Raw genomic sequence first — 26,139 nt, 5'->3', positions numbered from 1 at the left:
GCCCGGGCCCTTCCGCGTTCCCGGCGGCTACTTCAGCGCGCCGAGGACGGCGGTGACGATCCCGGCCTTGGCCAGCCGGCCCGCGGTGCCGGTGAGGACGGTGGGCTTCATCGAGTCGTCCGGGTGGACGAGTTGGAGCAGCCCGTCGCGCCGGCCGAGGCTCAGGCACTGCACGGCGTACCGGAACGAGAACGGCGCCGCGGTGCGCCCGTCGAGCAGCTTGCCGACGTACTGGCCCTGCGGCAGGGCGGTGGCGCAGCCCATCCGCAAGGTGCCGACGCCGGGGACGGTGACCGCCGCGGCGTCGCCGACCACGTGGACGTCGGGGTGGGAGACCGACCGCAGGTGGTCGTCGACGAGGGCCCGGCCGCGGTCGTCCACGGCCAGGCCGGCCTCGGCGGCCAGTGGGTGCGGTTCCATGGAGGCGGCCCAGACGGTGAGGTCGGCGTCGATCGGTCCGGCGGTGGTGCGCAGCCCGTCCGGGGTGACCTCGGTGACGGTGGCGTTCTCGTGGACGGTGACGCCCAGCCGGTCGAGGACGCGGCGGATGTGGGCGCGTCCCTTGGGCGAGTAGCTGCCGCCGACCTGGCCGGCGGCGACGATCCGCACCTGCCGGCCGGGGTGGGCCTCGGCGAGTTCGGTGGCGAGTTCGATGCCGGTGGCGCCGCCGCCGACGACGGCGAGGGTGCCGAACCGGTCGTTCTCGCGGAGCAGGCGCCGCACCTCGGCGGCGCGCTCCACGGGGTGGGCGTGTTCGGCGGCGCCGGGGACGTCGTGCCAGGCGGTGCGGCTGCCGAGGGCGTAGACCAGGGTGTCGTAGCCGAGGGTGGTGCCGTCGTCGAGGACGATCTCGTGTCCGGCCGGGTCGAGTGCGACGGCCCGGGCCCGGCGGTGCCGGATCCGCCGCCCGCGCGCCAGTTCGCCGATGGCGGGCCACTCGCGTCCGCGGCCGGCCGCCGTCTCGTGCTGGCGGATGCGGTGCAGGAGTCGTTCCTCGGGGGCGACCAGGGTGACGGTGCGGTGCCGTCCGGCGCCCTTGGCCGCGGCGAGTCCGGCATAGCCGGCGCCGAGTACGACGATCCGCTTGCCGGTGTCGGTGGTGCTGCTGCTCATCTCGTCCGCCTCCTCGTGAGGCGCTCCGGGGGAGCGCCGTCCGGCTCCTGTGGAGCGCTGGTCGGGAGGGGGACGACGCGGGAGGCCGGGGTGTGACAGTGGTCCGCGTCACACGCCCGGCGGGAGGGTGGGCAGGGGGCCTCAGGGAGCGGTGACGGGGCTGATGTGGCCGAGCTTCTCGGGGTTGACCACGACGAACGCCTCGGTGACCCGCCCGTCGGCCACGGTGAAGGCCAGCACGCCGCCGATGGTGCCGGTGGTCCGGTCGTACCAGACCAGGCCCGGTTCGCCGTTGACCACCGCGTGCCTGGTCGCCACGTCGGGGGTGAACCACTTGGCGACCAGGCCGGTCACCAGGCGGGCGACCCGGTCGGCGCCGCGGACCGGGCGGACGGCGGCGCGGACGATGCCGCCGCCGTCGGCGTGCCAGACCACGTCGGGGTCGAGGACCTCCATCAGGGCGAGGATGTCGCCCCGGGTGCTGGCGGCGGCGAAGGCCCGTACGGCCTGGCGGTGCTCGGCCGGGTCGGCGCCGCCGGGGCGCCGGCCGCCGTCCCTGACCCGGCGGCGGGCCCGGGAGGCGAGTTGGCGGGCGGCGTCGGGGGAGCGGTCCAGGGAGGCGCCGATCTCCTCGAAGTCGACGGCGAAGACGTCGTGCAGGACGAAGGCGGCCCGCTCGGCCGGGGAGAGCTGTTCCAGGACGGTGAGCAGGGCGAGGGAGACGGACTCGCCGCGTTCGGCCAGGTCGGCGGGGGAGTCGGGGGTGTCCGTGCAGGAGACGGCCGGTTCGGGCAGCCATTCGCCGTAGTAGGCCTCGCGGCGGGCGCGGGCGGAGCCCAGCTGGTCGTAGCAGAGCCGGGTGACGACGGTGGTGAGGAAGGCGCGCGGGTCGCCGACGGCGGAGCGGTCGGCGGCCTGCCAGCGCAGCCAGGCGTCCTGCAGTACGTCCTCGGCGTCGGTGAAGGAGCCGAGCAGCCGGTAGGCGACCGAGCCCAGGTAGCGGCGGTGCGCCTCGAAGGCGTCCGAGGCGTGCGGAGCGTCCGGGGGCTGCGGTGTCTCGGGTGCGTCCGGGGCCGGGTCGTCGGTCACGGTGCCCAAGGTAGCGCCGCCCGGCGGCCGTGGCGAAGACCGGGGGCCAGGGCCGGGGCCAGGGCCAGTGCCTGGGGTGGGCTCAGGGGCGGGGCCGGGGGCGGGGCGCCGGAACGCGGGGGCCGGAGCGGGACCTCCCGCTCCGGCCCCCGGCGCCCCGGCCCCCGGTGGCGCGGTGTCAGTCGACCTCGGCCACGGCCTCGGCGAACTGCGCCTGGTAGAGCCGGGCGTAGGCCCCGTCGGCGGCGATCAGTTCGTCGTGCGAGCCCTGTTCCACGATCGAGCCGTTCTCCATCACCAGGATCACGTCGGCGTCCCGGATGGTGGAGAGCCGGTGGGCGATGACGAAGCTGGTGCGGCCGGTGCGCAGTCGGGCCATGGCCCGCTGGATCAGCACCTCGGTGCGGGTGTCGACGGAGCTGGTCGCTTCGTCCAGGACCAGGATGGACGGCTGGGCGAGGAACGCCCGGGCGATGGTGATCAGCTGCTTCTCGCCGGTGCTGACGCCGGTGCCCTCGTCGTCGATGACGGTGTCGTAGCCGTCCGGCAGGGTGCGGACGAAGCGGTCGACGTGGGCGGCCTTGGCGGCTTCGACGACCTGTTCGTGGGTGGCGCCCTGGGCGCCGTAGGCGATGTTGTCGGCGATGGTGCCGCCGAACAGCCAGGTGTCCTGGAGCACCATGCCGATGCCGGAGCGCAGGTCCTCGCGGGACATCGCGGCGATGTCGACGCCGTCGAGGGTGATCCGTCCGGAGCTGACCTCGTAGAACCGCATCAGCAGGTTGACCAGGGTGGTCTTGCCGGCGCCGGTGGGGCCGACGATGGCGACCGTCTGGCCGGGTTCGACCTTGAGCGAGAGGTCTTCGATGAGCGGCTTGTCGGGGTCGTAGCGGAAGGCGACGTCCTGGAAGGCGACCCGGCCGCGGAGGGTGTCGGGCTTCTCGGGCATGGCCGGCTCGGGGCTCTGCTCGGCGGCGTCGAGCAGTTCGAAGACGCGTTCGGCGGAGGCGACGCCGGACTGCACCAGGTTGGCCATGCTGGCGACCTGGGTGAGCGGCTGGCTGAACTGCCGCGAGTACTGGATGAAGGCCTGCACGTCGCCGATGGACAGGGCGCCGCCGGCCACCCGCAGGCCGCCGACGACCGCGACCAGCACGTACTGCAGGTTGCCGATGAGCATCATCGCGGGCTGGATGATGCCGGAGATGAACTGGGCCTTGTAGCTGGCCTCGAACAGCGCCTCGTTGTGCTGGCGGAAGGTCTCGGCGGCTTCGCGTCGGCGGCCGAACACCTTGACCAGGGTGTGGCCGGTGTACATCTCCTCGACGTGGGCGTTGAGTTGGCCGGTGGACTTCCACTGCTGGACGAACTGGGGCTGCGCGCGCTTGCCGACCTTGGTGGCGACGACCACCGAGACCGGCACCGAGACCAGGGCGATCACGGCGAGCAGCGGGGAGATCCAGAACATCATGGCCAGCACGCCGACCACGGTGAGCAGCGAGTTGACGACCTGTCCCATGGTCTGCTGCATGGACTGGCCGATGTTGTCGATGTCGTTGGTGACCCGGCTGAGCACCTCGCCGCGCGGCTGCTTGTCGAAGTAGCTGAGCGGCAGCCGGGACAGCTTGGCCTCGACGTCCTGGCGGAGCCGGTAGCTGGCGAGCTGGATGGCCTTGGTGGCGAGCCGGCCCTGGAAGATGCCGAAGACGGCGGAGGCGACGTAGATGCCGAGGACCCAGAGCAGGACGGAGCCGATGGCGTCGAAGTCCATGCCCTGGCCGGGGGTGAAGTCCACGGCGGAGAGCAGGTCGGCGATGCCGCCGTCGCCGTGGGCGCGCAGCCCGTCGATGACCTGGGCCTTGGTGGTGCCGGCCGGGAAGCGGGCGCCGACGACGCCGGCGAAGATCAGGTCGGTGGCGTCGCCGAGCACCTTGGGGCCGATGACGGCGCAGCCGATGCCGAGGACGCCGAGGAGCAGGACGCCGACGAGGAGGTTGCGTTCGGGGCGCAGCAGGCCGAGGACGCGCTTGCCGGAGCCCTTGAAGTCCATGGACTTCTCGACGCCCTGGCCGCCCATGAAGCGGCCCGGTCCGGCGGGGCCGCGGCGGGCGGCGGCGGCCTGGGAGTCGCTGGGGAGTTCGGCGTCGTCCTTCTGCTTCGGGTCGCTCTTCTTCAGGTCGGCTCTCTGCTGCGGGCCTGCCTTCTGCAGGTGGTCCTTGTCCTGCGGGCCGGCCTTCGCGGCGTCGGCCGTGGGCTTTCCGGGGGTGGTCACGCCGCCTCCTGCTCGGTGAGCTGGGAGAGCACGATCTCCCGGTACGTCGGGTTGTCGGCCATGAGTTCGTGGTGGGTGCCGGTGCCGACGACGGCGCCTTCGTCGAGGACGATGATCCGGTCGGCGTCGCGGATGGTGGACACCCGTTGGGCGACGATCAGGACGGTGGCGTCGGAGGTCTCGCGGGCGAGGGCCTTGCGCAGTCGGGCGTCGGTGGCGTAGTCGAGCGCGGAGAAGGAGTCGTCGAAGAGGTAGACGGAGGGTTTGCGGACCAGGGCCCGGGCGATGGCCAGGCGTTGGCGCTGGCCGCCGGAGACGTTGCTGCCGCCCTGGGCGATGGGGGCGTCCAGGCCTTCGGGGAGCTTTGCGACGAAGTCCTTGGCCTGGGCGGTCTCCAGGGCGTGCCAGAGTTCCTCGTCGGTGGCGTCGGGCCGGCCGTAGCGGAGGTTGCTGGCGACGGTGCCGGAGAACAGGTAGGGCTTCTGCGGGACGATGCCGACGGTTTCGGCGAGTGCGTCGGCGTCGAGTTCGCGCACGTCGATGCCGTCCAGCAGGACGCGGCCGGAGGTGGCGTCGAAGAGGCGGGGGACGAGGCCGAGGAGGGTGGACTTGCCGCTGCCGGTGGAGCCGATGATGGCGGTGGTCTCGCCGGGGCCGGCGGTGAGGTCGATGCCGCGCAGGACGGAGGCTTCGGCGCCGGGGTAGCGGAAGTCGACGGCGCGCAGTTCGAGGTGGCCGCGGCGCGGCACCTCGGTGACGGGCGTGGCGGCGGGGACGACGCTGGATTCGGTGCCGAGGACTTCCTGGACGCGTTCGGCGCAGACTTCGGCGCGGGGCACCATCATGAACATGAAGGTGGCCATCATGACGCTCATCAGGATCTGCATCAGGTAGGAGAGGAAGGCGGTGAGCCCGCCGATCTCCATGTCGTGGCTGTCGATGCGGTGGGCGCCGAACCAGAGCACGGCGACGCTGGAGACGTTCACGACCAGCATGACGGCCGGGAACATGATGGACATCAGCCGGCCGACCTGGCGGGCGACCTCGGTGAGGTCCTCGTTGGCGTCGGCGAAGCGGGCCTGCTCCTGGTCGTCCTTGACGAAGGCGCGGATGACCCGAATGCCGGTGATCTGTTCCCGCAGGATCCGGTTCACGGTGTCGATCCGCTTCTGCATGCTGCGGAACTTGGGGCGCAGCGCGCGGACGAGCAGGACGACGACGACGCCGAGTGCGGGGATGACGGCGAGCAGCAGGCCGGAGAGCGGGACGTCCTGGTTGAGCGCCATGATGATGCCGCCGACGCACATGATCGGTGCGGCGACCATGAGCGTGAAGCTCATCAGGGCGAGCATCTGGACCTGTTGGACGTCGTTGGTGGTGCGGGTGATCAGGGAGGGCGCGCCGAACTGGCCGACCTCGCGGGCGGAGAAGCTCTGGACCTGGTCGAAGACGGCGGCGCGGACGTCCCGGCCGAAGGCCATGGCGACGCGGGCGCCGATGTAGACGGCGCCGATGGCGCAGAGCGCCTGGACGATGGTGACGCCGATCATCACCCCGCCGATGCGCAGGATGTAGCCGGTGTCGCCCTTGACGACGCCGTCGTCGATGATGTCGGCGTTGAGTGTCGGCAGGTAGAGGGCCGCGAGGGTGGACACCAGCTGGAGTACCACCAGCAGGGTGATCGGTCGGGAGTAGGGGCGCAGGTACGCCCGGAGCAGTCTGATCAGCACTTGCACACTCTTGTCGTCGCCGGTCGGGTTCGCACCCCAATTCTCGTTGTTCTGTAGCGTCGTACAGGCCATTCGGCGTGTGGGAACCGGGGGTTTGCCGGGCTTTTGCCGAACTGCCCGGCGGCCCGGCCGTCGATGCCGCGGTTTCCCCCGCGGTCGGCGTCTTCGCCGGGGCCGCCGCCTCCGCTCCCGCCTCCTCTCCCGCCTCCGCCCTCGCTCTGTCGGTCGCCGCGGTGCGGCTGTCACCGGGGCCGCGGCGGCGTGCCGACTGGAGCCGCCCTCTTACGGAATGACCGGTTTCCCCCTAGGCTGCTGATTGCCCCCTTGTTACTGACCGGTACCGCTCAGGTGAACCGGGGCCCGGCGACCGCCCCCACGGACGCCGCGACAATCCCTCAGACGGCCACCCGCCCCCGGAGGTCCTCGTTGAGTTCCGCGCAGTCCCTGATCGACTCCGGCAGGCCCGACCTCGTCGCCGGGCGTCCCGCCTCCGTCGCCCACCTGTTCCTGGAGCGGGTCGCCGCGACCCCGGACGCCGAGGCCTACCGCTACCCGGCCCCGGTCGACGAGCAGGCCGCGGACGGCGCGCCCGGCGCCGAGCAGTGGCGCTCGCTGACCTGGGCGCAGACCGCGACCCGGGTCAAGGCGGTGGCCGCCGGCCTGATGGCGCTCGGCATCCGGCCGGAGGACCGGGTCGCCCTGGCCTCCTCCACCCGGATCGAGTGGATCGTCGCCGACCTCGGCGCCATGTGCGCGGGCGCCGCGATCACGACGGTCTATCCGAGCACCAACACGGACGAGACCGCCTTCATCCTGTCCGACTCCGGCTCCCGGGCGCTGTTCGCGGAGAACACGGCCCAGCTCGCCAAGGCCGTCGAGCAGATCGAGCAGCTGCCCGAGCTGCGTACCGTCATCCTCTTCGACGCCCCCCACGGGGCCCCCGAGACGGCCGGCCTGGAACTGCTCACCCTCGCCGAGCTGGAGCGGCGCGGCGCCGAGTACCTGGAGCAGCACCCGGACGCGGTGGAGAAGGCCGTCGACGGGCTCGGCAAGGAGCAGCTGGCCACCCTGATCTACACCTCCGGCACCACCGGCCGCCCCAAGGGCGTGCGCCTGGTGCACGACTGCTGGGCGTACGAGGGCCGGGCGCAGGAGGCCAGCGGGCTGCTGCGCCCCGACGACGTGCAGTTCATGTGGCTGCCGCTGTCCCACGTGTTCGGCAAGACGCTGATCTCCGGGCAGATCGCCACCGGCCACGTGATGGCGGTGGACGGCCGGGTGGACCGGATCATCCACAACCTGCCGGCGATCCGGCCGACCGTCATGGCCTCGGCGCCGCGCATCTTCGAGAAGGTCTACAACGGCATCGCGGGCAAGGCCCGGGCCGAGGGCGGCGCCAAGTACAAGATCTTCCTGTGGGCCGCCAAGGTCGCCCGCGAGCACGCCCGGGTCGTCCAGGAGAGCCGGATCGCCACCGGTGCCGGCCGCGCCCCGCTGGGCCTGCGGGTGCAGCACGCGCTGGCCGACCGGCTGGTGTACGCGAAGATCCGGGCGGCCTTCGGCGGCCGGCTGCGCGGGGCGGTCTCCGGCAGCGCCGCGCTCGCCCCCGAGATCGGCTACTTCTTCCTCGGCGCCGGGGTGCCCATCCTGGAGGGCTACGGCCTGAGCGAGACCAGCGCCGGCTCCTGCGTCAACCGCGAGGAGGACGTGCGGATCGGTACGGTGGGGCGCCCGCTGCCCGGCACCGAGGTCCGGATCGCCGAGGACGGCGAGATCCTGCTGCGCGGCCCGGGCGTCATGCGCGGCTACCACAACCTGCCGGAGAAGACCGCCGAGGTGCTGGAGCCGGACGGCTGGTTCCACACCGAGGACATCGGCGAGCTCGGCGCGGACGGCTTCCTGCGGATCACGGACCGCAAGAAGGACCTGTTCAAGACCTCCGGCGGCAAGTACGTGGCGCCCAGCGAGGTCGAGGGCAAGTTCAAGGCGGTCTGCCCGTTCGTCAGCAACATCCTGGTGATCGGCAACGGCCGCAACTACTGCACGGCGCTGATCGGCCTGGACGAGGCGGTCCTCCTGCCCTGGGCGGCCGAGCACGGCCTGGCCGGCAAGTCGTACGCGGAGCTGGCCGTCGAGCCGGCCGTCCACGAGCTGGTGGACGGCTTCGTGCAGCGGCTCAACGCGGGGCTGCAGCGCTGGCAGACGATCAAGAAGTTCCACCTGCTGCCGCGCGACCTGGACATCGAGCACGGCGAGCTCACGCCGAGCCTGAAGATCAAGCGCCCGGTGGTCGAGCGGACCTACGCGGACGCCGTCAGCGCGATGTACGCGGGCGCCAACGAGGCCTGACCGCCCCCTCCCGTACGGTCCGCGCAGGCTTCGCGGGCCGTACGGGACAATGGGGTCATGCCCTCCGCACTCCCCGACGGCGAACCGGTGCCGTCCGACGGTTCCCTGCCCGCGTCCGCCCTCGACGGGCTCGGCCGCCGGCCGTTCGGCTTCTACCTGCACGTGCCGTACTGCGCGAGCCGCTGCGGCTACTGCGACTTCAACACCTACACCGCCACCGAGCTGCGCTCCTCCGGCGCGGTCGCCTCCCAGGAGACCTACGCGGACAACGTGGTCGCCGAGGTGCGGCTGGCCCGCAAGGTGCTGGGCGACGCCGACCTGCCGGTGCGGACCGTCTTCCTCGGCGGCGGCACCCCCACCCTGCTGCCCGCCCGAGACCTGGTGAAGATGCTCGCCGCGATCCGCGAGGAGTTCGGGCTCGCGGACGGCGCCGAGGTCACCACCGAGGCCAACCCGGAGTCGGTGGACCCGGCGTACCTGGCCGAACTGCGCGAGGGCGGCTACAACCGGATCTCCTTCGGCATGCAGAGCGCCCGCCCGCACGTCCTGAAGCTGCTCGACCGCCACCACACCCCGGGCCGCCCCGAGGCCTGCGTCGCCGAGGCCCGCGCGGCCGGCTTCGGGCACGTCAACCTCGACCTGATCTACGGCACCCCCGGCGAGTCCGACGACGACTGGCGGGCCTCCCTGGCCGCCGCCGTCGGCGCCGGGCCCGACCACGTCTCCGCCTACTCCCTGATCGTCGAGGACGGCACCCGGCTCGCCGCCCGGGTCAAGCGCGGCGAACTGCCGATGATCGACGACGACGTGCACGCCGACCGCTACCTCATCGCCGAGGAGGCCCTGAGCGCCGCCGGCTACTCCTGGTACGAGGTCTCCAACTGGGCCGCCGCCCCCGAGGGCCGCTGCCGCCACAACGAGCTGTACTGGACCGGCGCCGACTGGTGGGGCGCCGGCCCCGGCGCCCACAGCCACGTCGGCGGCGTCCGCTGGTGGAACGCCAAGCACCCCGCCGCGTACGCGCAGGCCCTCACCGAGGGCCGCACCCCCGGCCTGGGCCGCGAGGTCCTGGCAGCGGAGGACCGCCGCGTCGAGCGCATCCTCCTGGAGCTGCGCCTCGTCGAGGGCGTGTCGCTGGACCTGCTGACGGACACCGGCCGCAAGGCCGCCGACCGGGCCCTGGCCGACGGCCTCCTCGCCGCCGGCCCGTACGGGCTGGGCCGCGCCGTCCTCACCCTCCGGGGCAGGCTGCTGGCGGACGCGGTCGTGCGCGACCTCGTGGACTGACGTCGGCTGGCGCGGTGCCGGCCGTCCGAGGGGGGGCGCGCCGTGACCGCCGTCGACGACCGGAGGACGGGGATCCCCGAGAACCCGGATGCCGACCTGCTCGGCGCCGTCCCCGACACCTCGGCGTTCCGGACCTACGCCTGCTCCGGCAGCGTCACGAAGTCGATCAGTTCCTCGACGCGGCCCAGGAGTTCGGGTTCCAGGTCCCGGTAGCTGTCCACCTTCGACAGGATGTGCTTCCACGCCGCCGGGGTGTCCGCCGGCCAGCCGAGGCGGCGGCAGGTGCCCTCCTTCCAGTCCTCGCCGCGGGGGACGGCCGGCCAGGCGGGGATGCCCACGGAGGACGGCTTCACGGCCTGCCAGATGTCGATGTAGGGGTGGCCGACGACCAGGACGGACTCGCCGGTGACCCGGGCCGCGATGCGGTGCTCCTTGGTGCCCGGCAGCAGGTGGTCGACCAGGACGCCGAGGCGCCGGCCGGGGCCGGGGGCGAAGTCGGCGACGATCGACGGCAGGTCGTCGATGCCCCGCAGGTACTCGACGACGACGCCCTCGATGCGCAGGTCGTCGCCCCAGACCCGTTCGACCAGTTCGGCGTCGTGCCGGCCCTCGACGTAGATCCGCGACCCGCGGGCGACCCGGGCGCGCGCCCCGGGCACGGCGATCGAGCCGGAGGCCGTCCGGGCCGGCGCCCGGACGGGGGCCGGGCCGGACGGGCGGACCAGGGTGACGACCCTGCCCTCCAGCAGGAAGCCGCGCGGGACCATCGGGAACACCCGGTGCTTGCCGAAGCGGTCCTCCAGGGTGACGGTGAAGCCCTCGGCGGTCTTCTCGCAGCGCACCACCGCCCCGCAGAAGCCGGTGGCCGCCTCCTCGACGACCAGGTCCGGCTCGGCGGGCACCTCCGGGGCGGGCTGCTGCTTCTTCCAGGGCGGGGTGAGGTCCGGTCCGTACCGGTGGCTGCGCATACGGGTGATCATAGGGAGGGCGGACGGCCCGTCAGAGGCCGGGCGCGCCCCAGACCGGGAACCAGCGGCCGAGGTCCTTCTCCAGCCGCAGGTCGTTGCCCAGCATCGCGTTGACCTGCAGCTCCAGCGGGCTGTTGCGCTTCTCCCCGCCGCCCGGCACGGGGGCGAAGGGGTAGAAGGTGCCGCGCTTGAAGAGGTAGACCAGGGCCAGCGACTGCCCCTCCCCGTTCCGGAAGCCCACCAGCGAGCAGAGCAGCTGCGGCCCGAAGCCGTTCGCCTCCAGCTCGCTGTTGACCGCGTGCAGGTCGTTCACCAGCTCCGGCAGCTCCTCGGGCGTGTGCCGGGCGAGCAGCCAGGAGTAGCCGTAGTCGTCCTTGGAGGCCTCCACCGGCACACCGCCGCGCTCGGTGTCGGCGTCGAGCAGCGCCCGGACCTGCTGCTCCACCTGGACGAATGCGGCGCCCTCGACGGCCGCGAAGCAGACCGAGCCGAGCCCGGTGGGCCGGAACCCGGCCCCGGCCTCCAGGGTGAGGGCCGCGGAGGGCACGCCGAACAGCTGGTCGAGGTCGGGCTTGACGGGCTTGGTGCGGCCGAACAGGGTGTCCAGGAAACCCACGGCGGTCCTCTCGGGTCGGAGCGGCGTCAGCGGCCGAGCTGCTCGGAGATCTTCGCCAGCTGGGCCAGCCGCTTCTCCAGCGTCGGGTGCGTGGAGAACAGCTGGGAGGCGGTCTCCCGGGCGTTCAGCGCGGGGGCGAAGTAGAAGGCGTTGTAGGGCTGCGACCTGCGCAGGTCCTCGGTGGGGATGGCCGCGATCTGCCCCGTCACCTTGGTGAGCGCCGAGGCGAGCGCGCTGGGCCGTCCGGTGAGCTGGGCGGCGGCGCGGTCGGCGGCCAGCTCGCGGTAGCGCGAGAGCAGCCGGGTGAGCAGGAAGCTGATCGCGTAGACGACCATCGAGACCAGCGGGATGACCAGGGCCGCGATGGCCGCGTTCTGGTCGTTGCTGTTGCGGCTGCCGCCCATGAACCCGCCGTACATGGCGATCCGGGTCATCGCGCCGGCGAGGACGCCGAGGAAGCCGGCGATCGTCATCACCGCGACGTCGCGGTGGGCGACGTGGGACAGCTCGTGCGCGAGGACGCCCTCCAGTTCCTCCGGCTCCAGGCGGCGCAGCAGGCCGGTGGTGACGCAGACCACCGCGTTCTGCGGGTTGCGGCCGGTCGCGAAGGCGTTCGGCATGTCGTTGGCGGCGACCGCCACGCGGGGCTTGGGCATGTCGGCCAGCGCGCAGAGCCGGTCGATCGTGCCGTGCAGTTGGGGGAACTCCTCCGGGGACACCGGGCGGGCGCCCATCGCCCGTTCGGTGATCTTGTCGCTGAACCAGAACTGGGCCACGAACAGCCCGCCGGAGATCAGGACGATCAGTGGCCAGGCGCCGCGCAGCAGCGCGATCAGCAGGCCGGTGAAACCCACGTACAGCAGCCCGATCACGAACATCGTCGCGACCATGCGGCCGGTCAGGCCGCGGTCGGGAGCGAAGCGGGTGTGCTGGCCCGAGCTCGACATCGCTTGGTCCTCCATTCGCCGTCGCTTTCGATGCTGCCACCCGGACGGCCCCGGGGCACCACCCCCGCGCCGGGAACCGTGAACGGTCGGCGTCGGGCGGGACGTTCCCGGAACTGCGGGCAGGATCACGCCGGTCGGGCCGTTCCTGCCGTAGGACCCGGGCCTTACACTGGCAGGTACGGTTCTGGCACTCGGGCGTTCAGAGTGCCAGAGGCGGGGCCCTTCGGAGCCCCGCGACAGGACACAGGGACACAGACGGACAACGTGCGAAGACGGAGGTGCGTGCCCCATGGCCGGTGAGGTCCGCCAGCTGGACGACCGCAAGCTCGCCGTGCTCCGCGCGATCGTGCAGGACTACGTGGGCACCGAGGAGCCGGTCGGCTCCAAGGCCCTGGTGGAGCGGCACAACCTCGGTGTCTCGCCGGCGACCGTCCGCAACGACATGGCGGCGCTGGAGGAGGAGGGCTACATCCACCAGCCGCACACCAGCGCCGGGCGCATCCCGACCGACAAGGGGTACCGCCTCTTCGTCGACCGGCTCGCCGAGGTCAAGCCGATGAGCGCCCCCGAGCGCCGGGCGATCCGGCACTTCCTGGACGGCGCGGTCGACCTGGACGACGTGGTCGCCCGCACCGTGCGGCTGCTCGCCCAGCTGACCCGGCAGGTCGCGGTGGTGCAGTACCCCTCGCTGTCGCGCTCCACCGTCCGGCACATCGAGCTGGTGGCCCTGGCCCCGGCCAAGGTGATGCTGGTGCTGATCACCAACACCGGCCGGGTCGAGCAGCGGATGGTCGACTGCCCGGGCACGGTCGGCGAGACGCTCCTGGCGGACCTGCGGTCCGTGATCAACACCAGAGCCGCCGGCCGGCGCCTCCCGGAGGTCCCCGGCCTGCTGGAGGAGCTCCCGGCGCAGTTCGAACAGGCCGACCGGCCGACCGTCAGCACGGTCCTGGCGACGCTCTTCGAGACGCTCGCGGAACAGAACGAGGAGCGGATCATGCTGGCCGGCACGGCCAACCTGACCCGCTTCGGCCACGACTTCCCGCTCACCATCCAGCCGGTGCTGGAGGCCCTGGAGGAGCAGGTCATCCTGCTCCGCCTCCTGGGTGAGACCGGGGACGCCGCGATGACGGTGCGGATCGGGCGCGAGAACGCCTACGAGGGGCTGAATTCCACCTCCGTCGTGTCGGTCGGTTACGGTTCGGGCGAGGAGAGCGTGGCCAAGCTGGGTGTGATCGGTCCGACCCGGATGGACTACCCGGGCACAATGGGGGCGGTGCGGGCGGTGGCACGGTACGTGGGCCAGATCCTGGCCGAGTCGTAGCAAACGGCCGCTCGTCAGATATGTGACGCGCGGTGACCAGTCGCAGCACTACTACAGGCGGAACAAGCGGAGCATTTGGTGGCCACGGACTACTACGCGGTACTCGGCGTCCGACGGGATGCGGGGCAGGACGAGATCAAGAAGGCGTTCCGGCGCCTGGCACGCGAACTGCACCCGGACGTCAACCCGGACCCGAAGACGCAGGAGCGGTTCAAGGAGATCAACGCCGCCTACGAGGTGCTCTCCGATCCGCAGAAGCGCCAGGTCTACGACCTCGGCGGCGACCCGCTGTCGCCGGGCGGCGGCGGTGGCGCGGGCGGCTTCGGCGCCGGCGCGGCGGGCTTCGGCTTCTCCGACATCATGGACGCCTTCTTCGGCGCCGCGGCCGGCCAGCGCGGGCCGCGCTCGCGCACCCGCCGCGGCCAGGACGCCATGATCCGGTTGGAGATCACCCTGGAGGAGGCCGCCTTCGGCACCACCAAGGAACTCCAGGTCGACACCGCCGTCACCTGCACCACGTGCAGCGGCGAGGGCGCGGCCCCGGGCACCTCCGCGCAGACCTGCGACATGTGCCGCGGCAAGGGCGAGGTCTCGCAGGTCACCCGGTCCTTCCTGGGCCAGGTCATGACCTCCCGCCCCTGCCCGCAGTGCCAGGGCTTCGGCACCGTCGTGCCGACCCCGTGCCCCGAGTGCGCCGGCGACGGCCGGGTCCGCGCCCGCCGCACCCTGACCGTCAAGATCCCGGCCGGTGTCGACAACGGCACCCGGATCCAGCTGGCCGGCGAGGGCGAGGTCGGCCCCGGCGGCGGCCCGGCCGGCGACCTGTACGTCGAGATCGCCGAGACCAGCCACGCCATCTTCCAGCGGCGCGGGGACGACCTGCACTGCACCGTCACCATCCCGATGACAGCGGCCTCGCTCGGCACCCAGGTGCCGCTGCAGACCCTGGACGGCCTGGAGGAGGTCGACATCCGGCCCGGCACCCAGTCCGGCCAGTCGATCCCGCTGCACGGCCGGGGCATCACCCACCTGCGCGGGGGCGGCCGGGGCGACCTGATAGTGCACGTCGAGGTGAAGACGCCCACCAAGCTCGACGCCGAGCAGGAGGACCTGCTGCGCCGCCTCGCGGTGCTGCGCGGCGAGGAGCGGCCGTCCGGCCAGTTCGCGCCGGGCCAGCAGGGCCTGTTCTCCCGCCTGAAGGACGCCTTCAACGGCCGGTAGCCGTCCGCACGGGGGTGCCGGGGGCCTGCCCCGGCACCCCTTTCGCGTCCCCTCCCTCGGACCCCTCGGACCCCTCGGCCCGTAGGCCCCACCCCGGAAAGGCCCCCCGCATGACCGCGCCCGTTTTCGTCGTCGAGACCGAGCGGATCGCCGCCGCCGCCCCCGGGGCCCTGGTGCGCCTGGACGGCCCGGAGGGGCGGCACGCGGCCGCGGTGAAGCGGCTGGAGCCGGGCGAGGCGCTGACCCTGGCCGACGGGCTGGGCCTCGGCGTGGACGGGACGGTCGCCGGAGTGCTCGGCAAGGACGCGATCGACGTGGCGGTCACCGCCGTGCGCCGGGAGCCGGAGCCGGCGCCGCGGATCGTCGTCGTCCAGGCACTGCCCAAGGGCGACCGCGGCGAACTGGCCGTCGAGACCATGACCGAGGTCGGCGTGGACGTGGTGATCCCCTGGGCGGCCTCCCGCTGCATCACCCAGTGGAAGGGCGAGCGCGGCGCCAAGGCGCTCGCCAAGTGGCGGTCCACCGCCCGGGAGGCGGGCAAGCAGTCCCGCCGGCTGCGCTTCCCCGAGGTCCGCGAGGCGGTGACCACGAAGCAGCTGGCCCCCGTCCTGGCGGGCGCCGCGTTCGCCGCCGTGCTGCACGAGGAGGGCGCCGAGCCGCTGGCGCAGGCCGGGCTGCCGCAGGGCGGCGACCTCGTGCTGGTGGTCGGCCCGGAGGGCGGGGTCTCCCCGGAGGAGCTGGCCGCGTTCGCCCAGGCGGGCGCCAAGCCGTACCGGCTGGGCCCCTCGGTGCTGCGCACCTCCACCGCCGGGGTGGCCGCCGGCGCGCTGCTGCTGGGGCGCACCGGCCGCTGGTCGTAGGCCCCCGGCGCGCGGCGGGGCGCGGCGGGCCCGCCCGGGCGGGCGAGTCTGCGGAAAGGCGGGCGGCTCGTGCGCGTACGTGCTTACGCTGGCCGCGTGACGGACTCCCTGAGCACCCCCGCCGGCGCCTACCTGCGCCACCCGCACCTGCACGGCGACCTGGTCACCTTCGTCGCCGAGAACGACATCTGGCTCGCCCCGCTGGAAGGCGGCCGGGCGTGGCGGCTGACGGCCGATCACCAGCCCGTCCGGGATCCCAGGTTCTCCCCGGACGGGCGGCACATCGCCTTCACCTCCACCCGGGACGGCGCGCCCGAGGTGCACGTGGTGCCGGCGGACGGCGGGCCGGCCCGCCGGCTCACCCACTGGGGCAGCGGCCAGACCCGGATGCAGGGCTGGACGGCCGACGGCCGCCCGATCGCCACCACCACCGCGGGCCAGGCCACCGCGCGCCGCACCTGGGCGCACGCCGTACCGCTGGACGGCGGCGAGCCGGTGCGGCTGCCGTACGGGCCGGTCGGCGGGATCGCCGTCGAGCCGGGCGGCGACCGGGTGCTGCTGGCCAGCGCCGCGATCCGCGAACCGGCCTGGTGGAAGCGCTACCGCGGCGGCCGGGCGGGCAAGCTGTGGATCGGCCGGGAGGAGTTCGCCCGGATCCACGAGGACCTGGACGGCCAGCTGTCCTCGCCGCTGTGGGTGGCCGGCGGCCCGTCGGCCGAGGGCGGGCCGGGCGGCGGCAGGATCGCCTTCCTGTCCGACCACGAGGGCGTCGGCGAGCTGTGGTCCAGCCTCCCGGACGGTTCCGACCTGCGGCGCCACACCAGTGGCCCGGACGGCTTCTACGCCCGGGACGCGACCACCGACGGCACCCGGGTGGTGTTCCACCGGGCCGGGGACCTGTGGCTGCTGGCGGGCCTGGCGGAGGGCGTCGAGCCGCGCCGCCTGGACGTCCGGCTGGCCGGGCCGCGCAGCGGCCGCCGCCCCCGCCCGGTGCACGCCGCGCACTGGCTGGAGTCCGTCGCCCCCGACCGCACCGGCCGGGCCAGCGCCGTCGTGGTGCGCGGCAGCGTCCACTGGCTGACCCACCGCGAGGGCCCGGCCCGGGTGCTGGACGAGACGCCGGGCGTGCGGGGGCGCCTGGCCCGGGTGGTGCCCGGCGAGGACGGTGCCCAGGGCGTGCTCTGGGTCTCCGACGCCGAGGGCGAGGACGCCCTGGAGTTCGCTCCCACCGTGCACGGTGCCGAGCGCCGCCGGCTCGCCGCCGGGCAGCTGGGCCGGGTCGACGCGCTGGCCGTCTCCCCGGACGGCAAGCAGGCCGCGCTCGGCGTGCACGACGGCCGGGTGCTGCTGGTGACGCTCGCCGACGGCGCCGTCCACGAGCTGGACCGCAGCACCGACGGCCAGGTCAGCGGGCTCGCCTTCAGCCCGGACTCGGCCTGGCTGGCCTGGTCGCGCCCGGTGCCTGGGCTGGGCCCGTACTCGCTGCGCCAGATCGTGCTGGCCAACCTGGCGACCCGGACGGTGAGCGAGGCCACCCAGCAGCGCTTCATCGACACCTCGCCGGCCTTCACCGCGGACGGCCGTTACCTGGCCTTCCTGTCGGTGCGGAACTTCGACCCGGTCTACGACTCGCACGTCTTCGACCTGTCCTTCCCCAACGGCTGCCGCCCGTACCTGATCACACTGGCCGCCGACACGCCGTCCCCGTTCGGGCCGCTGCGGGCCGGGCGCCCGCTCGGCGGGGAGGAGGACGAGGCGCGGGCCAAGAAGGCGGACGGCGAGGAGGGCGGCGCCGAGACCGGGCCGGTGACCAGGGTGGACCTGGACGGCATCGCCGACCGGATCGTCCCGTTCCCCGTCGAGGGCGGCCTGTTCGGCACCCTGCGGACCGCCCGGGACGGCGTGCTGTGGACCAGGGCCCCGCTGATCGGCGAACTCGGCGACGAGGCGGCCTCGTTGGAGGACGAGCGGCCCCGGCCGGTGCTGGAGCGCTTCGACCTGAAGAAGCGCCGGGTCGAGCAACTGGTGCACGACGTCGACGGCTTCGCGGTCAGCGGGGACGGCGGCCGGGTGGCCGTGCTGGACGAGGGCGAGCTGCGGATCGTCCCGGCCGACCACAAGGCTGGCGGCGAGGACGACGAGACCACCGTCGACCTCGCCCGGCTGCGGGTCACCGTCGACCCGGCCGCCGAGTGGCGGCAGATGTACGACGAGAACGGCCGGCTGATGCGCGACAACTTCTGGCGCCCCGACCTCTCCGGCGTCGACTGGGCCGGCGTCCTGGCCCGCTACCGGCCGCTGGTGGACCGGGTCGGCTCGCACGACGACCTGATCGACCTGCTGTGGGAGGTGCACGGCGAACTGGGCACCTCGCACGCCTACGTCATCCCGTACGGCCCGCACACCGAGCCCGCCCGGCGCCAGGGCCTGCTCGGCGCCGACCTCGTCAAGGACGGCGGGCAGTGGCGGATCGCCCGGATCCTGCCCGGCGAGTCCTCCGACCCGAGGGCCCGCTCGCCGCTGGCCGCGCCCGGAGCGGCGATCCGCCCCGGCGACGCCGTCCTCGCCGTCAACGGCCGTCCCGTGGACCCGGTCACCGGGCCGGCCCCGCTGCTGGCCGGCACCGCCGGGCAGCCGGTCGAGCTGACGGTGGCCGGCAAGGACGGCACCGACCAGCGCCACCCGGTCGTCGTCCCGCTCGCCGACGAGGAGGCGCTGCGCTACCACGACTGGGTGGCCGGGCGGCGGGCCGCGGTGCGCGAGCTGTCCGGCGGCCGGCTCGGCTACCTGCACATCCCCGACATGCAGACCACCGGCTGGGCCCAGATCCACCGAGACCTGCGCTCCGAGATGGCCAAGGAGGGCGTGATCGTCGACATCCGGGAGAACCGCGGCGGCCACACCTCGCAGCTGGTGATCGAGAAGCTCGCCCGCCGGATCGTCGGCTGGAACGTCAGCCGGGACACCGACCACCCGGTCCCGTACCCCGGCGACGCCCCGCGCGGGCCGGTCGTCGCGCTCGCCGACCAGGACTCCGGCTCGGACGGGGACATCGTCAACGCCGCCATCCAGGCGCTGGGGATCGGCCCGGTCGTCGGCACCCGCACCTGGGGCGGGGTGATCGGCATCGACAGCCGCTACCGGCTCGTCGACGGCACCCTGGTCACCCAGCCCAAGTACGCGTTCTGGCTGGAGAACTACGGCTGGGGCGTGGAGAACCACGGCGTCGACCCGGACGTCGAGGTGCCGATCGCCCCGCACCAGTGGGCGGCCGGCGAGGACCCGCAGCTGGCCGAGGGCGTCCGGATCGCCCTGGCCGCGCTCGCCGGGACCCCGGCGCGCACGGCACCGCCGCTGCCCTGGCAGTAGCGGGCGCCCCCCGGATCGGAGCGGGAAGTCGGACGGGCCGACTTCCCGCTCCGACCGGTGAGTAGGATGCGGGGCTGTTCTTGATCGCGAATTCGACCGACAGCTCACGGGGGAGCACATGGCGCAGGGCTATCCGCCGCCGCAGTACGGCCAGAACCCTTACGCACAGCCGCAGGCGCAGCCGTACCCGCCGCAGGGGTACGCACCGCAGGGGTACGCGCCGCAGCCGCAGCAGGGGTACGCACCCGCGCCGCAGCCGTATCCGCAGCAGGAGCACGGCGGGCAGCAGTACGGCGGGTACGGCCAGCCGCAGCCGCAGCCTTACCCGAACCCCTACCCGGTGCAGCCGCACCCGCGGCCCGCCGCGGCGCTGCCGCCCTGCCCCAAGGAGGCGGGCGGCGGCCGGCGCTTCCTGGCGATCGTGCTCGACTTCTGCCTCGCCGTCGGCCTCGGCTTCGCCGCCGCCATCGCCGCCGACCGTCCGAAGACGGTGTCGCACGCGGCCGGCCACACGGCGCACACCAGCGGCGGCCCGGTGGTGCCGTACTTCGTGGCACTGGTCGGGGTCGGCCTCCTCGCGTCCTTCCTCAACCAGGTGGTGCTCGCCCGCCTCGTCGGCTTCAGCGTCGGCAAGGGGATCATGGCGATGCGGGTGGTGCGCACCAAGCGCGTGATGCGCCCGAACACCTGGCGGCTCACCAGGCGCTGGCTGCTCGGCTTCGTCTTCCTCGCGGTGGCGTTCCTCTCCGAGGACTTCGACCTGGACGACGGCGACTTCGTCGGCATGCGCGCGGTGCGCTGGAAGCACCTGCGGGAGTACCGGCAGGCCGTGGCCGGGCTCGGCTAGGCTGCGCCCGTACCGCCCCACCGCCCCACCGATCACGAGGAGAATCCGATGGCCGGCGAGCCGCAGTCCGACTGCCTGTTCTGCAAGATCGTGGCGGGCGAGATCCCGGCGACGGTGGTGCGCAAGACCGAGCGCACCCTCGCCTTCCGCGACATCGCCCCGAAGGCCCCCGTGCACGTCCTGGTCATCCCGCACGTCCACTACCCGAACGCCGCCGCGCTGGCCGCCGCCGAGCCGGAGATCGCCGGCGAGCTGCTCGCCGAGGCGGGCCGGGTGGCCGAGGACGAGGGCATCGCGGACTACCGGCTGATCTTCAACACCGGTGCGGGCGCCGGGCAGACCGTCTTCCACGCGCACGTCCACGTGCTCGGCGGCACCCGCATGACCGAGAGCATGGTCTGATCCCAGGTGTCCCAGCGCGAACTCGTCGTCCTCGGCACCGCCAGCCAGGTGCCCACCCGGCACCGCAACCACAACGGCTACCTGCTGCGGTGGGACGGCGAGGGCCTGCTGTTCGACCCCGGCGAGGGCACCCAGCGCCAGATGCTGCAGGCTGGGGTCACGGCCACCCAGATCACCCGGATCGCGGTCACCCACTTCCACGGCGACCACTGCCTGGGCCTGGCCGGGGTGATCCAGCGGATCAACCTGGACCGCGTCCCGCACCCGGTGGACGTCTACTTCCCGGCCTCCGGCGAGGTCTACTTCGAGCGGCTGCGGCACGCCACCGCCTACCACGAGACGGCCGTGCTGCGGCCCCGGCCGATCGACGGGCCGGGCCCGCTGCCCGCGCCCGGCGCCCGCTTCGCGCTGGACGCCGTGCGCCTGGACCACCCCGTGGAGTCCTTCGGATACCGGCTGTCCGAGCCGGACGGCCGCAGCCTGGTGCCCGAACGGCTCGCCGCGCTCGGCGTCTCCGGTCCGGCGGTGGGCCGGCTGCAGCACGAGGGCGCGATCGAGGCGCACGGCCGCCGGGTCACCCTGGAGGAGGTCAGCGAGCCCAGGCCGGGACAGCGGTTCGCCTTCGTGATGGACACCCGGCTGTGCGAGGGCGTGTACGCCCTCGCCGAGGGCGCGGACCTGCTGGTGGTCGAGGCCACCTTCGCCGACGCCGACGCCCGCCTCGCCGAGGAGCACGGCCACCTCACCGCCGGGCAGGCGGCCAAGGCTGCCGCCGAGGCCGGGGTGCGCACCCTGGTGCTGACCCACTTCTCGCAGCGCTACCCGGACCTGGGCCAGCACCTGGCCGACGCCCGCAAGCACTTCGACGGCGAGCTGGTGCTGGCCGCCGACCTCGCCCGGGTGCCCGTGCCCGCCCGCCGCCGGCCGTGACCGGCGGACGGCGGAGCACGGGGGAGGGCGGCCGGGTGCGGCGGGCGGCGGCGGAGCGCGCGGACGGAAAAAGGGCTCGCGCCGTGCCCCGAACTGCCGCAGCATCGACGGGTGCGGCCCCGCCGCCCGCCGCAGCGATCACGCTCGCGGCGTACCCTGGTGCCCCGGAGACCGCGCGGCACACGACACCACGGATGGGATGAGGCAGGCCCCAGCGCCGACCTATGAGTGACACATCGCAGACCCGTACGAACGGACAGTCGCGCCCCGAACCGGCCGATGACGGCCGCGTCAGCGCCAGGATCGTCATCCCCGAGAAGCACCCGATGGTCACCCTGCTCGGCACCGCGGACTCGCTGCTGCGGGTGATCGAGCAGGGCTTCCCCGCCGCCGACATCCACGTCCGCGGCAACGAGGTGACCGCCACCGGGGCGCGCGCCGAGGTCGCCCTCGTGCAGAAGCTCTTCAGCGAGATGATGCTGGTGCTGCGCACCGGCCAGCCCCTGACGGAGGACTCCGTGGAGCGCTCCATCGCCATGCTCCGAGGCCAGGCGGAGGATCCGGACAGCCCGGCGCCGTCCCAGGTGTTCACCGCGAACATCCTGTCCAACCGGGGCCGGACGATCCGCCCCAAGACCGTCAACCAGCAGCGCTACGTCGAGGCGATCGACAAGCACACGATCGTCTTCGGCCTCGGCCCGGCCGGTACCGGCAAGACCTACCTGGCGATGGCCAAGGCCGTCCAGGCCCTGCAGGCCAAGGAGGTCAACCGGATCATCCTGACCCGTCCGGCGGTCGAGGCGGGCGAGCGGCTGGGCTTCCTGCCCGGCACCCTCTACGAGAAGATCGACCCGTACCTGCGCCCGCTGTACGACGCGCTGCACGACATGATGGACCCGGACTCCATCCCGCGCCTGATGGCGGCCGGCACCATCGAGGTCGCCCCGCTCGCGTACATGCGCGGCCGCACCCTCAACGACGCCTTCATCATCCTCGACGAGGCCCAGAACACCTCGCCCGAGCAGATGAAGATGTTCCTCACCCGCCTCGGGTTCAACTCCCGGGTGGTGGTCACCGGCGACACCAGCCAGATCGACCTCCCGGGCGGCACCCGCAGCGGCCTCAAGGTCGTCCAGGAGATCCTGGCCGACGTGCCCGACATCCACTTCTCCGTCCTCACCAGCACCGACGTGGTCCGCCACAAGCTGGTCGGCCGGATCGTGGACGCCTACGAGCGCTGGGACGCCCGGCAGGAGGCCGACGAGGCCCCCCCGACCGCCCGCAAGGCCGCCCAGCGGCGCCCGGGCAAGGCGACGGCGCCCCGCGCACCCCGACAGTCCCATCGCACCGAAAGCTGAGCACACAGCCCGTCATGTCGATCGACATCGCCAACGAGTCCGGTTGGGACGCCGATGAGGAATCCATCCTCGACGTCGCCCGCTTCGCCCTGGACAAGATGCGGATCCACCCGCAGTCCGAACTGTCCGTGATCCTGGTGGACGCAGCGGCGATGGAGGAGCTGCACATCCAGTGGATGGACCTGCCCGGGCCGACGGACGTGATGTCCTTCCCGATGGACGAGCTGCGTCCCGGCAAGGACGGCGAGGAACTGCCGCAGGGCCTGCTCGGCGACATCGTGCTCTGCCCCGAGGTCGCCGAGCAGCAGGGCAAGGCGGCCCCCTCGAAGCACTCGATGGACGAGGAACTGCAGCTGCTCACCGTGCACGGCGTGCTGCACGTCCTCGGCTACGACCACGAGGAGCCCGAGGAGGAGGAGGAGATGTTCGCCCTCCAGAAGCGCATCCTGGACGACTGGCGGGCGGGCCGCGGCCTCGGCGGCATCTCCCCGGCCCCCACCACCCACTGAGCGCGGAGCCCGAACCCCTGTGAGTGGTGAGAGTACGAGCTTCATCCTGGGCGCCGTGCTGCTCGTCGTCCTCGGCTGGCTGGCCGCGTGCGCCGAAGCGGGCATCTCCCGGGTCTCCCGGTTCCGGGCGGAGGAGGCCGTGCGGGTCGGGCGGCGCGGCTCGGCGCGGCTGCTGACCCTCGCCGCCGACCCGATCCGCTACCTCAACCTGGCGACCCTGATCCGGGTCGCCAGCGAGATGGCGGCGGCCGTCCTGGTCACCGTGGTGTGCGTGCGCAACGTGACCCCGATCTGGCAGGCCGTCCTGCTGGCGTTCGGCGTGATGGTGCTGGTGTCGTTCGTCGCGGTGGGGGTCTCGCCGCGCACGATCGGGCGCCAGCACCCGCTGACCACGGCGACGGCGGCCTCCTTCGTGCTGCTGCCGCTGGCCGCGGTGCTCGGCCCGATCCCGCGGCTGCTGATCCTGCTCGGCAACGCGCTGACCCCGGGCAAGGGCTACCGCGAGGGGCCGTTCGCCTCCGAGGCGGAGCTGCGGGCCCTGGTGGACCTCGCCGAGAAGGACGACCTGATCGAGGACGAGGAGCGCCGGATGGTGCACTCGGTCTTCGAGCTGGGCGACACCATCGTGCGCGAGGTGATGGTGCCGCGCACCGACCTGGTGATGATCGAGCGGCACAAGACCGTCCGCCAGGCGCTCACCCTGGCGCTGCGCTCGGGCTTCTCGCGGATCCCGGTGGTCGGCGACAACGAGGACGACGTGGTCGGCATCGTCTACCTCAAGGACCTGGTGCGCCGCACCCACATCAACCGGGAGGCGGAGTCCGAGGAGGTCGGCGCGGTGATGCGCCCGGCGGTGTTCGTCCCGGACTCCAAGCCGGCCGGCGACCTGCTGCGCGAGATGCAGCAGCGCCGCTCGCACGTGGCGATCGTGATCGACGAGTACGGCGGCACGGCCGGCCTGGTGACCATCGAGGACGTCCTGGAGGAGATCGTCGGCGAGATCACCGACGAGTACGACCGGGAGATCGCGCCGGTCGAGGACCTCGGCGACGGCTCGTACCGGATCACCGCCCGGCTGCTGGTGGAGGACCTGGGCGAGCTGTTCGGCATCGAGCTGGAGGACGAGGACGTCGAGACCGTCGGCGGCCTGCTGGCCAAGCACCTGGGCCGGGTGCCGATCCCCGGCTCCGCCTGCGAGATCCCGCTGCCGGAGCCGGCCGGGGACGGCCTGACCGGCATCCTGCTGACGGCCGAGTCCTCGGCCGGGCGCCGCAACCGGATCGGCTCGATGGTCGCCGCCCCGGTGCGCGGGGCCGACGACCCCGGGGACGGCCCGGGCGAGTAGCGGGTGGGCGGCCGCCGAGCGACCATGGAGGGCATGACGCACAAACTGCGCGCGGAATACGGCCCGAAGGGGGCGGCCGGCGGAGTCAAGTCCTGGCACGTGGTGCGGGACGAGAACCTGGCGGTGGCGCTCTGCGGCCGCACCATGTCCGAGGACTCCGAGACGCGGCCCGAGCAGGAGTGGGGCACCGGACTGCGCTGCTGCCAGCAGTGCGGCTCGCTCTACATGCACGAGGTGCCGCACATGCAGGGGAGCCATCCGTACAGCTAGGCCGTGGCCGGGTTCTGGAGGTCGCCATGAAGCTGCAAGACGAACTGCCCGTCGACAACCGGCTCGCCCTGGTGTGGCGGATCGGGGCGGGGCTCGGGGGGATCTTCCTGATCGTGTTCGGGTGCCTGGGGCTGGCGAACCACTCCGGCTTCCTGTCCACCCACGGTGACCGGGTCGCCGGGTTGTCGACCGACGGCGCGCTGAGCATCCTGTCCATCGTGGTGGGCGCGGTCCTGGTGGTCGGGGCGGTGATCGGCGGGAACTTCGCGTCCAACCTCAACATGGTGGTGGGCGTGCTGTTCGTGCTGTCCGGTTTCTACGGTCTGACGGTGCTCGGGCGCCCGGACGCCAACATCCTCAACTTCCGGATGTCGAACGTGCTGTTCGCGTTCGTGTTCGGGGTCGTCCTGACGACCTTCGGCATGTACGGCCGGGTGAGCAGCCACCTGCCGCACGACAACCCGTTCTGGCGCGAGCGCGTCGGGCGCGAGGAGGCGCTGCCCTCGGGGCCGAAGACCTTCGTCAAGGTCATCAACCCGAACCCCGGCCGGACGCACCCGGTCGGCCACTGATCCGCGGGGGGTGCCTATGCTCGGCGGCATGAGTGACATCGTCGAGCTGGACCCCGAAGACAAGAAGATCATCACCCTGGCCCGCTCGGTCCGCGCCCGCAACGGCGTCCCCGAGGGGGCCGCGGTGCGTGACGAGACCGGCCGCACCTACGTGGCCGGGACGGTCGCGCTGGAGTCGCTGCGGCTGAGCGCGCTGCAGACGGCGGTGGCGATGGCGGTGGCCAGCGGCGCCAAGTCGCTGGAGGCGGCGGCCGTGGTGAGCGAGGCGGAGCAGCCGGCCGCGGCGGACCTGGCGGCCGTGCGGGACCTGGGCGGCCCCGGGACCCCGGTGCTGCTGGCCGGGCCGGACGGGACGCCGCGGGTGTCCGTCGAGGCGCGCTGAGGGGCTGCCGGGGCCCTCGCCGGGGCTTCGACGGGGGCTTCCACGGGTGCGTCCAGGAGCGGCGCGGTCGCAGGGCGGCTCGGGTTCGCACGGGCGGCGCGGGCTCGCACGGGTGGGGCGGCCCGGCATGGTGACCCCAGGGCTTCTGCGGATAATCTCACCGGGGGAGCGGGCGGGGGCGCGTGGACGCGGTGAGGGGGCTGGGGGCATGGGGGCGGTGGCGTTCTTCGCCGGGCTGCTGTTGTTCGTGATGGGGCTGGGCAAGTGGCAGGAGACCGGTTCGCCGTTCTGGCTCTGGGGCTCGCTGGGGTTCCTGCTGGTGCTGGTGGTGGTGTCGCTGGTTCCCGGGAACGGCAAGGGCGGGAAACAGGGCTGAGCG

The 26,139-nt window shown here is 73.2% G+C and carries 23 protein-coding genes; 16 read left to right on the top strand and 7 right to left on the bottom strand.

The window, feature by feature from the left end:
- Positions 1 to 27 precede the first annotated feature (27 nt).
- The 4 genes from IF30_RS0107380 to IF30_RS0107365 all read right to left on the bottom strand — a co-directional run bounded on the left by IF30_RS0107380 (position 28) and on the right by IF30_RS0107365 (position 6,204).
- Entirely contained in the window at positions 28 to 1,113 is a 1,086-nt protein-coding gene (locus IF30_RS0107380; RefSeq protein ID WP_030233680.1) for an NAD(P)/FAD-dependent oxidoreductase, read from the bottom strand.
- A gap of 141 nt (positions 1,114 to 1,254) precedes the next feature.
- Entirely contained in the window at positions 1,255 to 2,202 is a 948-nt protein-coding gene (sigJ, locus tag IF30_RS0107375; RefSeq protein ID WP_078891210.1) for an RNA polymerase sigma factor SigJ, read from the bottom strand.
- 178 nt (positions 2,203 to 2,380) lie between these two features.
- Complete coding sequence (locus IF30_RS0107370) at positions 2,381 to 4,279, bottom strand: ABC transporter ATP-binding protein (RefSeq protein WP_030233675.1); 1,899 nt, start codon at positions 4,277 to 4,279, stop codon at positions 2,381 to 2,383.
- Positions 4,280 to 4,470: 191 nt separating this feature from the next.
- Positions 4,471 to 6,204 carry an ABC transporter ATP-binding protein gene (locus tag IF30_RS0107365; RefSeq protein ID WP_030233672.1) on the bottom strand — a complete coding sequence of 578 codons (1,734 nt, stop codon included), beginning with the start codon at positions 6,202 to 6,204 and terminating at the stop codon, positions 4,471 to 4,473.
- A 426-nt stretch (positions 6,205 to 6,630) separates the two neighbouring features.
- Between IF30_RS0107365 and IF30_RS0107360 the strand changes: the two genes are divergently transcribed.
- Both IF30_RS0107360 and hemW read left to right on the top strand, forming a co-directional pair.
- Positions 6,631 to 8,553, top strand: coding sequence for an AMP-dependent synthetase/ligase (locus IF30_RS0107360; protein ID WP_030233670.1), 1,923 nt, complete (start codon positions 6,631 to 6,633; stop codon positions 8,551 to 8,553).
- Between the two features lie 57 nt (positions 8,554 to 8,610).
- On the top strand, positions 8,611 to 9,840 hold the full coding sequence (hemW, locus tag IF30_RS0107355; protein ID WP_030233668.1) for a radical SAM family heme chaperone HemW: 1,230 nt from the start codon (positions 8,611 to 8,613) through the stop codon (positions 9,838 to 9,840).
- Between the two features lie 134 nt (positions 9,841 to 9,974).
- Here hemW and IF30_RS0107350 read toward each other — a convergent pair whose 3' ends face one another.
- From IF30_RS0107350 to htpX, 3 genes are read right to left on the bottom strand one after another with little or no spacing between them, the layout of a single operon-like run.
- Positions 9,975 to 10,808: a DUF3097 domain-containing protein gene (locus IF30_RS0107350; protein ID WP_030233665.1), complete on the bottom strand. Its 834-nt coding sequence runs from the start codon at positions 10,806 to 10,808 to the stop codon at positions 9,975 to 9,977.
- 31 nt (positions 10,809 to 10,839) lie between these two features.
- Positions 10,840 to 11,424, bottom strand: coding sequence for a PspA-associated protein PspAB (gene pspAB, locus IF30_RS0107345; protein ID WP_030233663.1), 585 nt, complete (start codon positions 11,422 to 11,424; stop codon positions 10,840 to 10,842).
- A gap of 26 nt (positions 11,425 to 11,450) precedes the next feature.
- Positions 11,451 to 12,371, bottom strand: coding sequence for a zinc metalloprotease HtpX (htpX, locus tag IF30_RS0107340; protein WP_030233659.1), 921 nt, complete (start codon positions 12,369 to 12,371; stop codon positions 11,451 to 11,453).
- Between the two features lie 289 nt (positions 12,372 to 12,660).
- Between htpX and hrcA the strand changes: the two genes are divergently transcribed.
- The 14 genes from hrcA to IF30_RS47560 all read left to right on the top strand — a co-directional run bounded on the left by hrcA (position 12,661) and on the right by IF30_RS47560 (position 26,136).
- The gene (gene hrcA, locus IF30_RS0107335) at positions 12,661 to 13,695 is read left to right on the top strand and encodes a heat-inducible transcriptional repressor HrcA (RefSeq protein ID WP_030233656.1); all 1,035 of its coding nucleotides are present in this window, start codon (positions 12,661 to 12,663) and stop codon (positions 13,693 to 13,695) included.
- Positions 13,696 to 13,773: 78 nt separating this feature from the next.
- On the top strand, positions 13,774 to 14,916 hold the full coding sequence (gene dnaJ / locus IF30_RS0107330; RefSeq protein ID WP_030233654.1) for a molecular chaperone DnaJ: 1,143 nt from the start codon (positions 13,774 to 13,776) through the stop codon (positions 14,914 to 14,916).
- Positions 14,917 to 15,026: 110 nt separating this feature from the next.
- On the top strand, positions 15,027 to 15,776 hold the full coding sequence (locus IF30_RS0107325; protein WP_030233651.1) for a 16S rRNA (uracil(1498)-N(3))-methyltransferase: 750 nt from the start codon (positions 15,027 to 15,029) through the stop codon (positions 15,774 to 15,776).
- A 96-nt stretch (positions 15,777 to 15,872) separates the two neighbouring features.
- On the top strand, positions 15,873 to 19,145 hold the full coding sequence (locus IF30_RS0107320) for a S41 family peptidase (RefSeq protein WP_420791126.1): 3,273 nt from the start codon (positions 15,873 to 15,875) through the stop codon (positions 19,143 to 19,145).
- A 118-nt stretch (positions 19,146 to 19,263) separates the two neighbouring features.
- Positions 19,264 to 19,992: an RDD family protein gene (locus IF30_RS43290; RefSeq protein ID WP_030233645.1), complete on the top strand. Its 729-nt coding sequence runs from the start codon at positions 19,264 to 19,266 to the stop codon at positions 19,990 to 19,992.
- Positions 19,993 to 20,040: 48 nt separating this feature from the next.
- Complete coding sequence (locus IF30_RS0107310; RefSeq protein WP_030233643.1) at positions 20,041 to 20,394, top strand: histidine triad nucleotide-binding protein; 354 nt, start codon at positions 20,041 to 20,043, stop codon at positions 20,392 to 20,394.
- 6 nt (positions 20,395 to 20,400) lie between these two features.
- Positions 20,401 to 21,324, top strand: a complete 924-nt coding sequence (locus tag IF30_RS0107305) for a ribonuclease Z (protein ID WP_030233640.1) — start codon at positions 20,401 to 20,403, stop codon at positions 21,322 to 21,324.
- 326 nt (positions 21,325 to 21,650) lie between these two features.
- The gene (locus IF30_RS41075; RefSeq protein ID WP_078891209.1) at positions 21,651 to 22,682 is read left to right on the top strand and encodes a PhoH family protein; all 1,032 of its coding nucleotides are present in this window, start codon (positions 21,651 to 21,653) and stop codon (positions 22,680 to 22,682) included.
- 14 nt (positions 22,683 to 22,696) lie between these two features.
- The gene (ybeY, locus tag IF30_RS0107295) at positions 22,697 to 23,191 is read left to right on the top strand and encodes an rRNA maturation RNase YbeY (protein ID WP_030233636.1); all 495 of its coding nucleotides are present in this window, start codon (positions 22,697 to 22,699) and stop codon (positions 23,189 to 23,191) included.
- A gap of 19 nt (positions 23,192 to 23,210) precedes the next feature.
- Entirely contained in the window at positions 23,211 to 24,536 is a 1,326-nt protein-coding gene (locus IF30_RS0107290) for a hemolysin family protein (RefSeq protein ID WP_030233633.1), read from the top strand.
- 33 nt (positions 24,537 to 24,569) lie between these two features.
- Complete coding sequence (locus tag IF30_RS0107285; protein WP_030233632.1) at positions 24,570 to 24,806, top strand: hypothetical protein; 237 nt, start codon at positions 24,570 to 24,572, stop codon at positions 24,804 to 24,806.
- Between the two features lie 26 nt (positions 24,807 to 24,832).
- Positions 24,833 to 25,378 (top strand): DUF4383 domain-containing protein, encoded by a 546-nt coding sequence (locus IF30_RS0107280; protein ID WP_030233631.1) that lies wholly within the window; start codon positions 24,833 to 24,835, stop codon positions 25,376 to 25,378.
- A 28-nt stretch (positions 25,379 to 25,406) separates the two neighbouring features.
- On the top strand, positions 25,407 to 25,760 hold the full coding sequence (locus IF30_RS0107275) for a cytidine deaminase (protein ID WP_030233630.1): 354 nt from the start codon (positions 25,407 to 25,409) through the stop codon (positions 25,758 to 25,760).
- 208 nt (positions 25,761 to 25,968) lie between these two features.
- Positions 25,969 to 26,136 (top strand): hypothetical protein, encoded by a 168-nt coding sequence (locus tag IF30_RS47560; RefSeq protein ID WP_158834810.1) that lies wholly within the window; start codon positions 25,969 to 25,971, stop codon positions 26,134 to 26,136.
- Positions 26,137 to 26,139: the final 3 nt, after the last annotated feature.

It is taken from the genome of Streptomyces sp. NRRL S-350 (assembly GCF_000719705.1).
Lineage (GTDB): Bacteria > Actinomycetota > Actinomycetes > Streptomycetales > Streptomycetaceae > Kitasatospora.
This window is presented reverse-complemented; position numbering and strand designations above follow the sequence as displayed.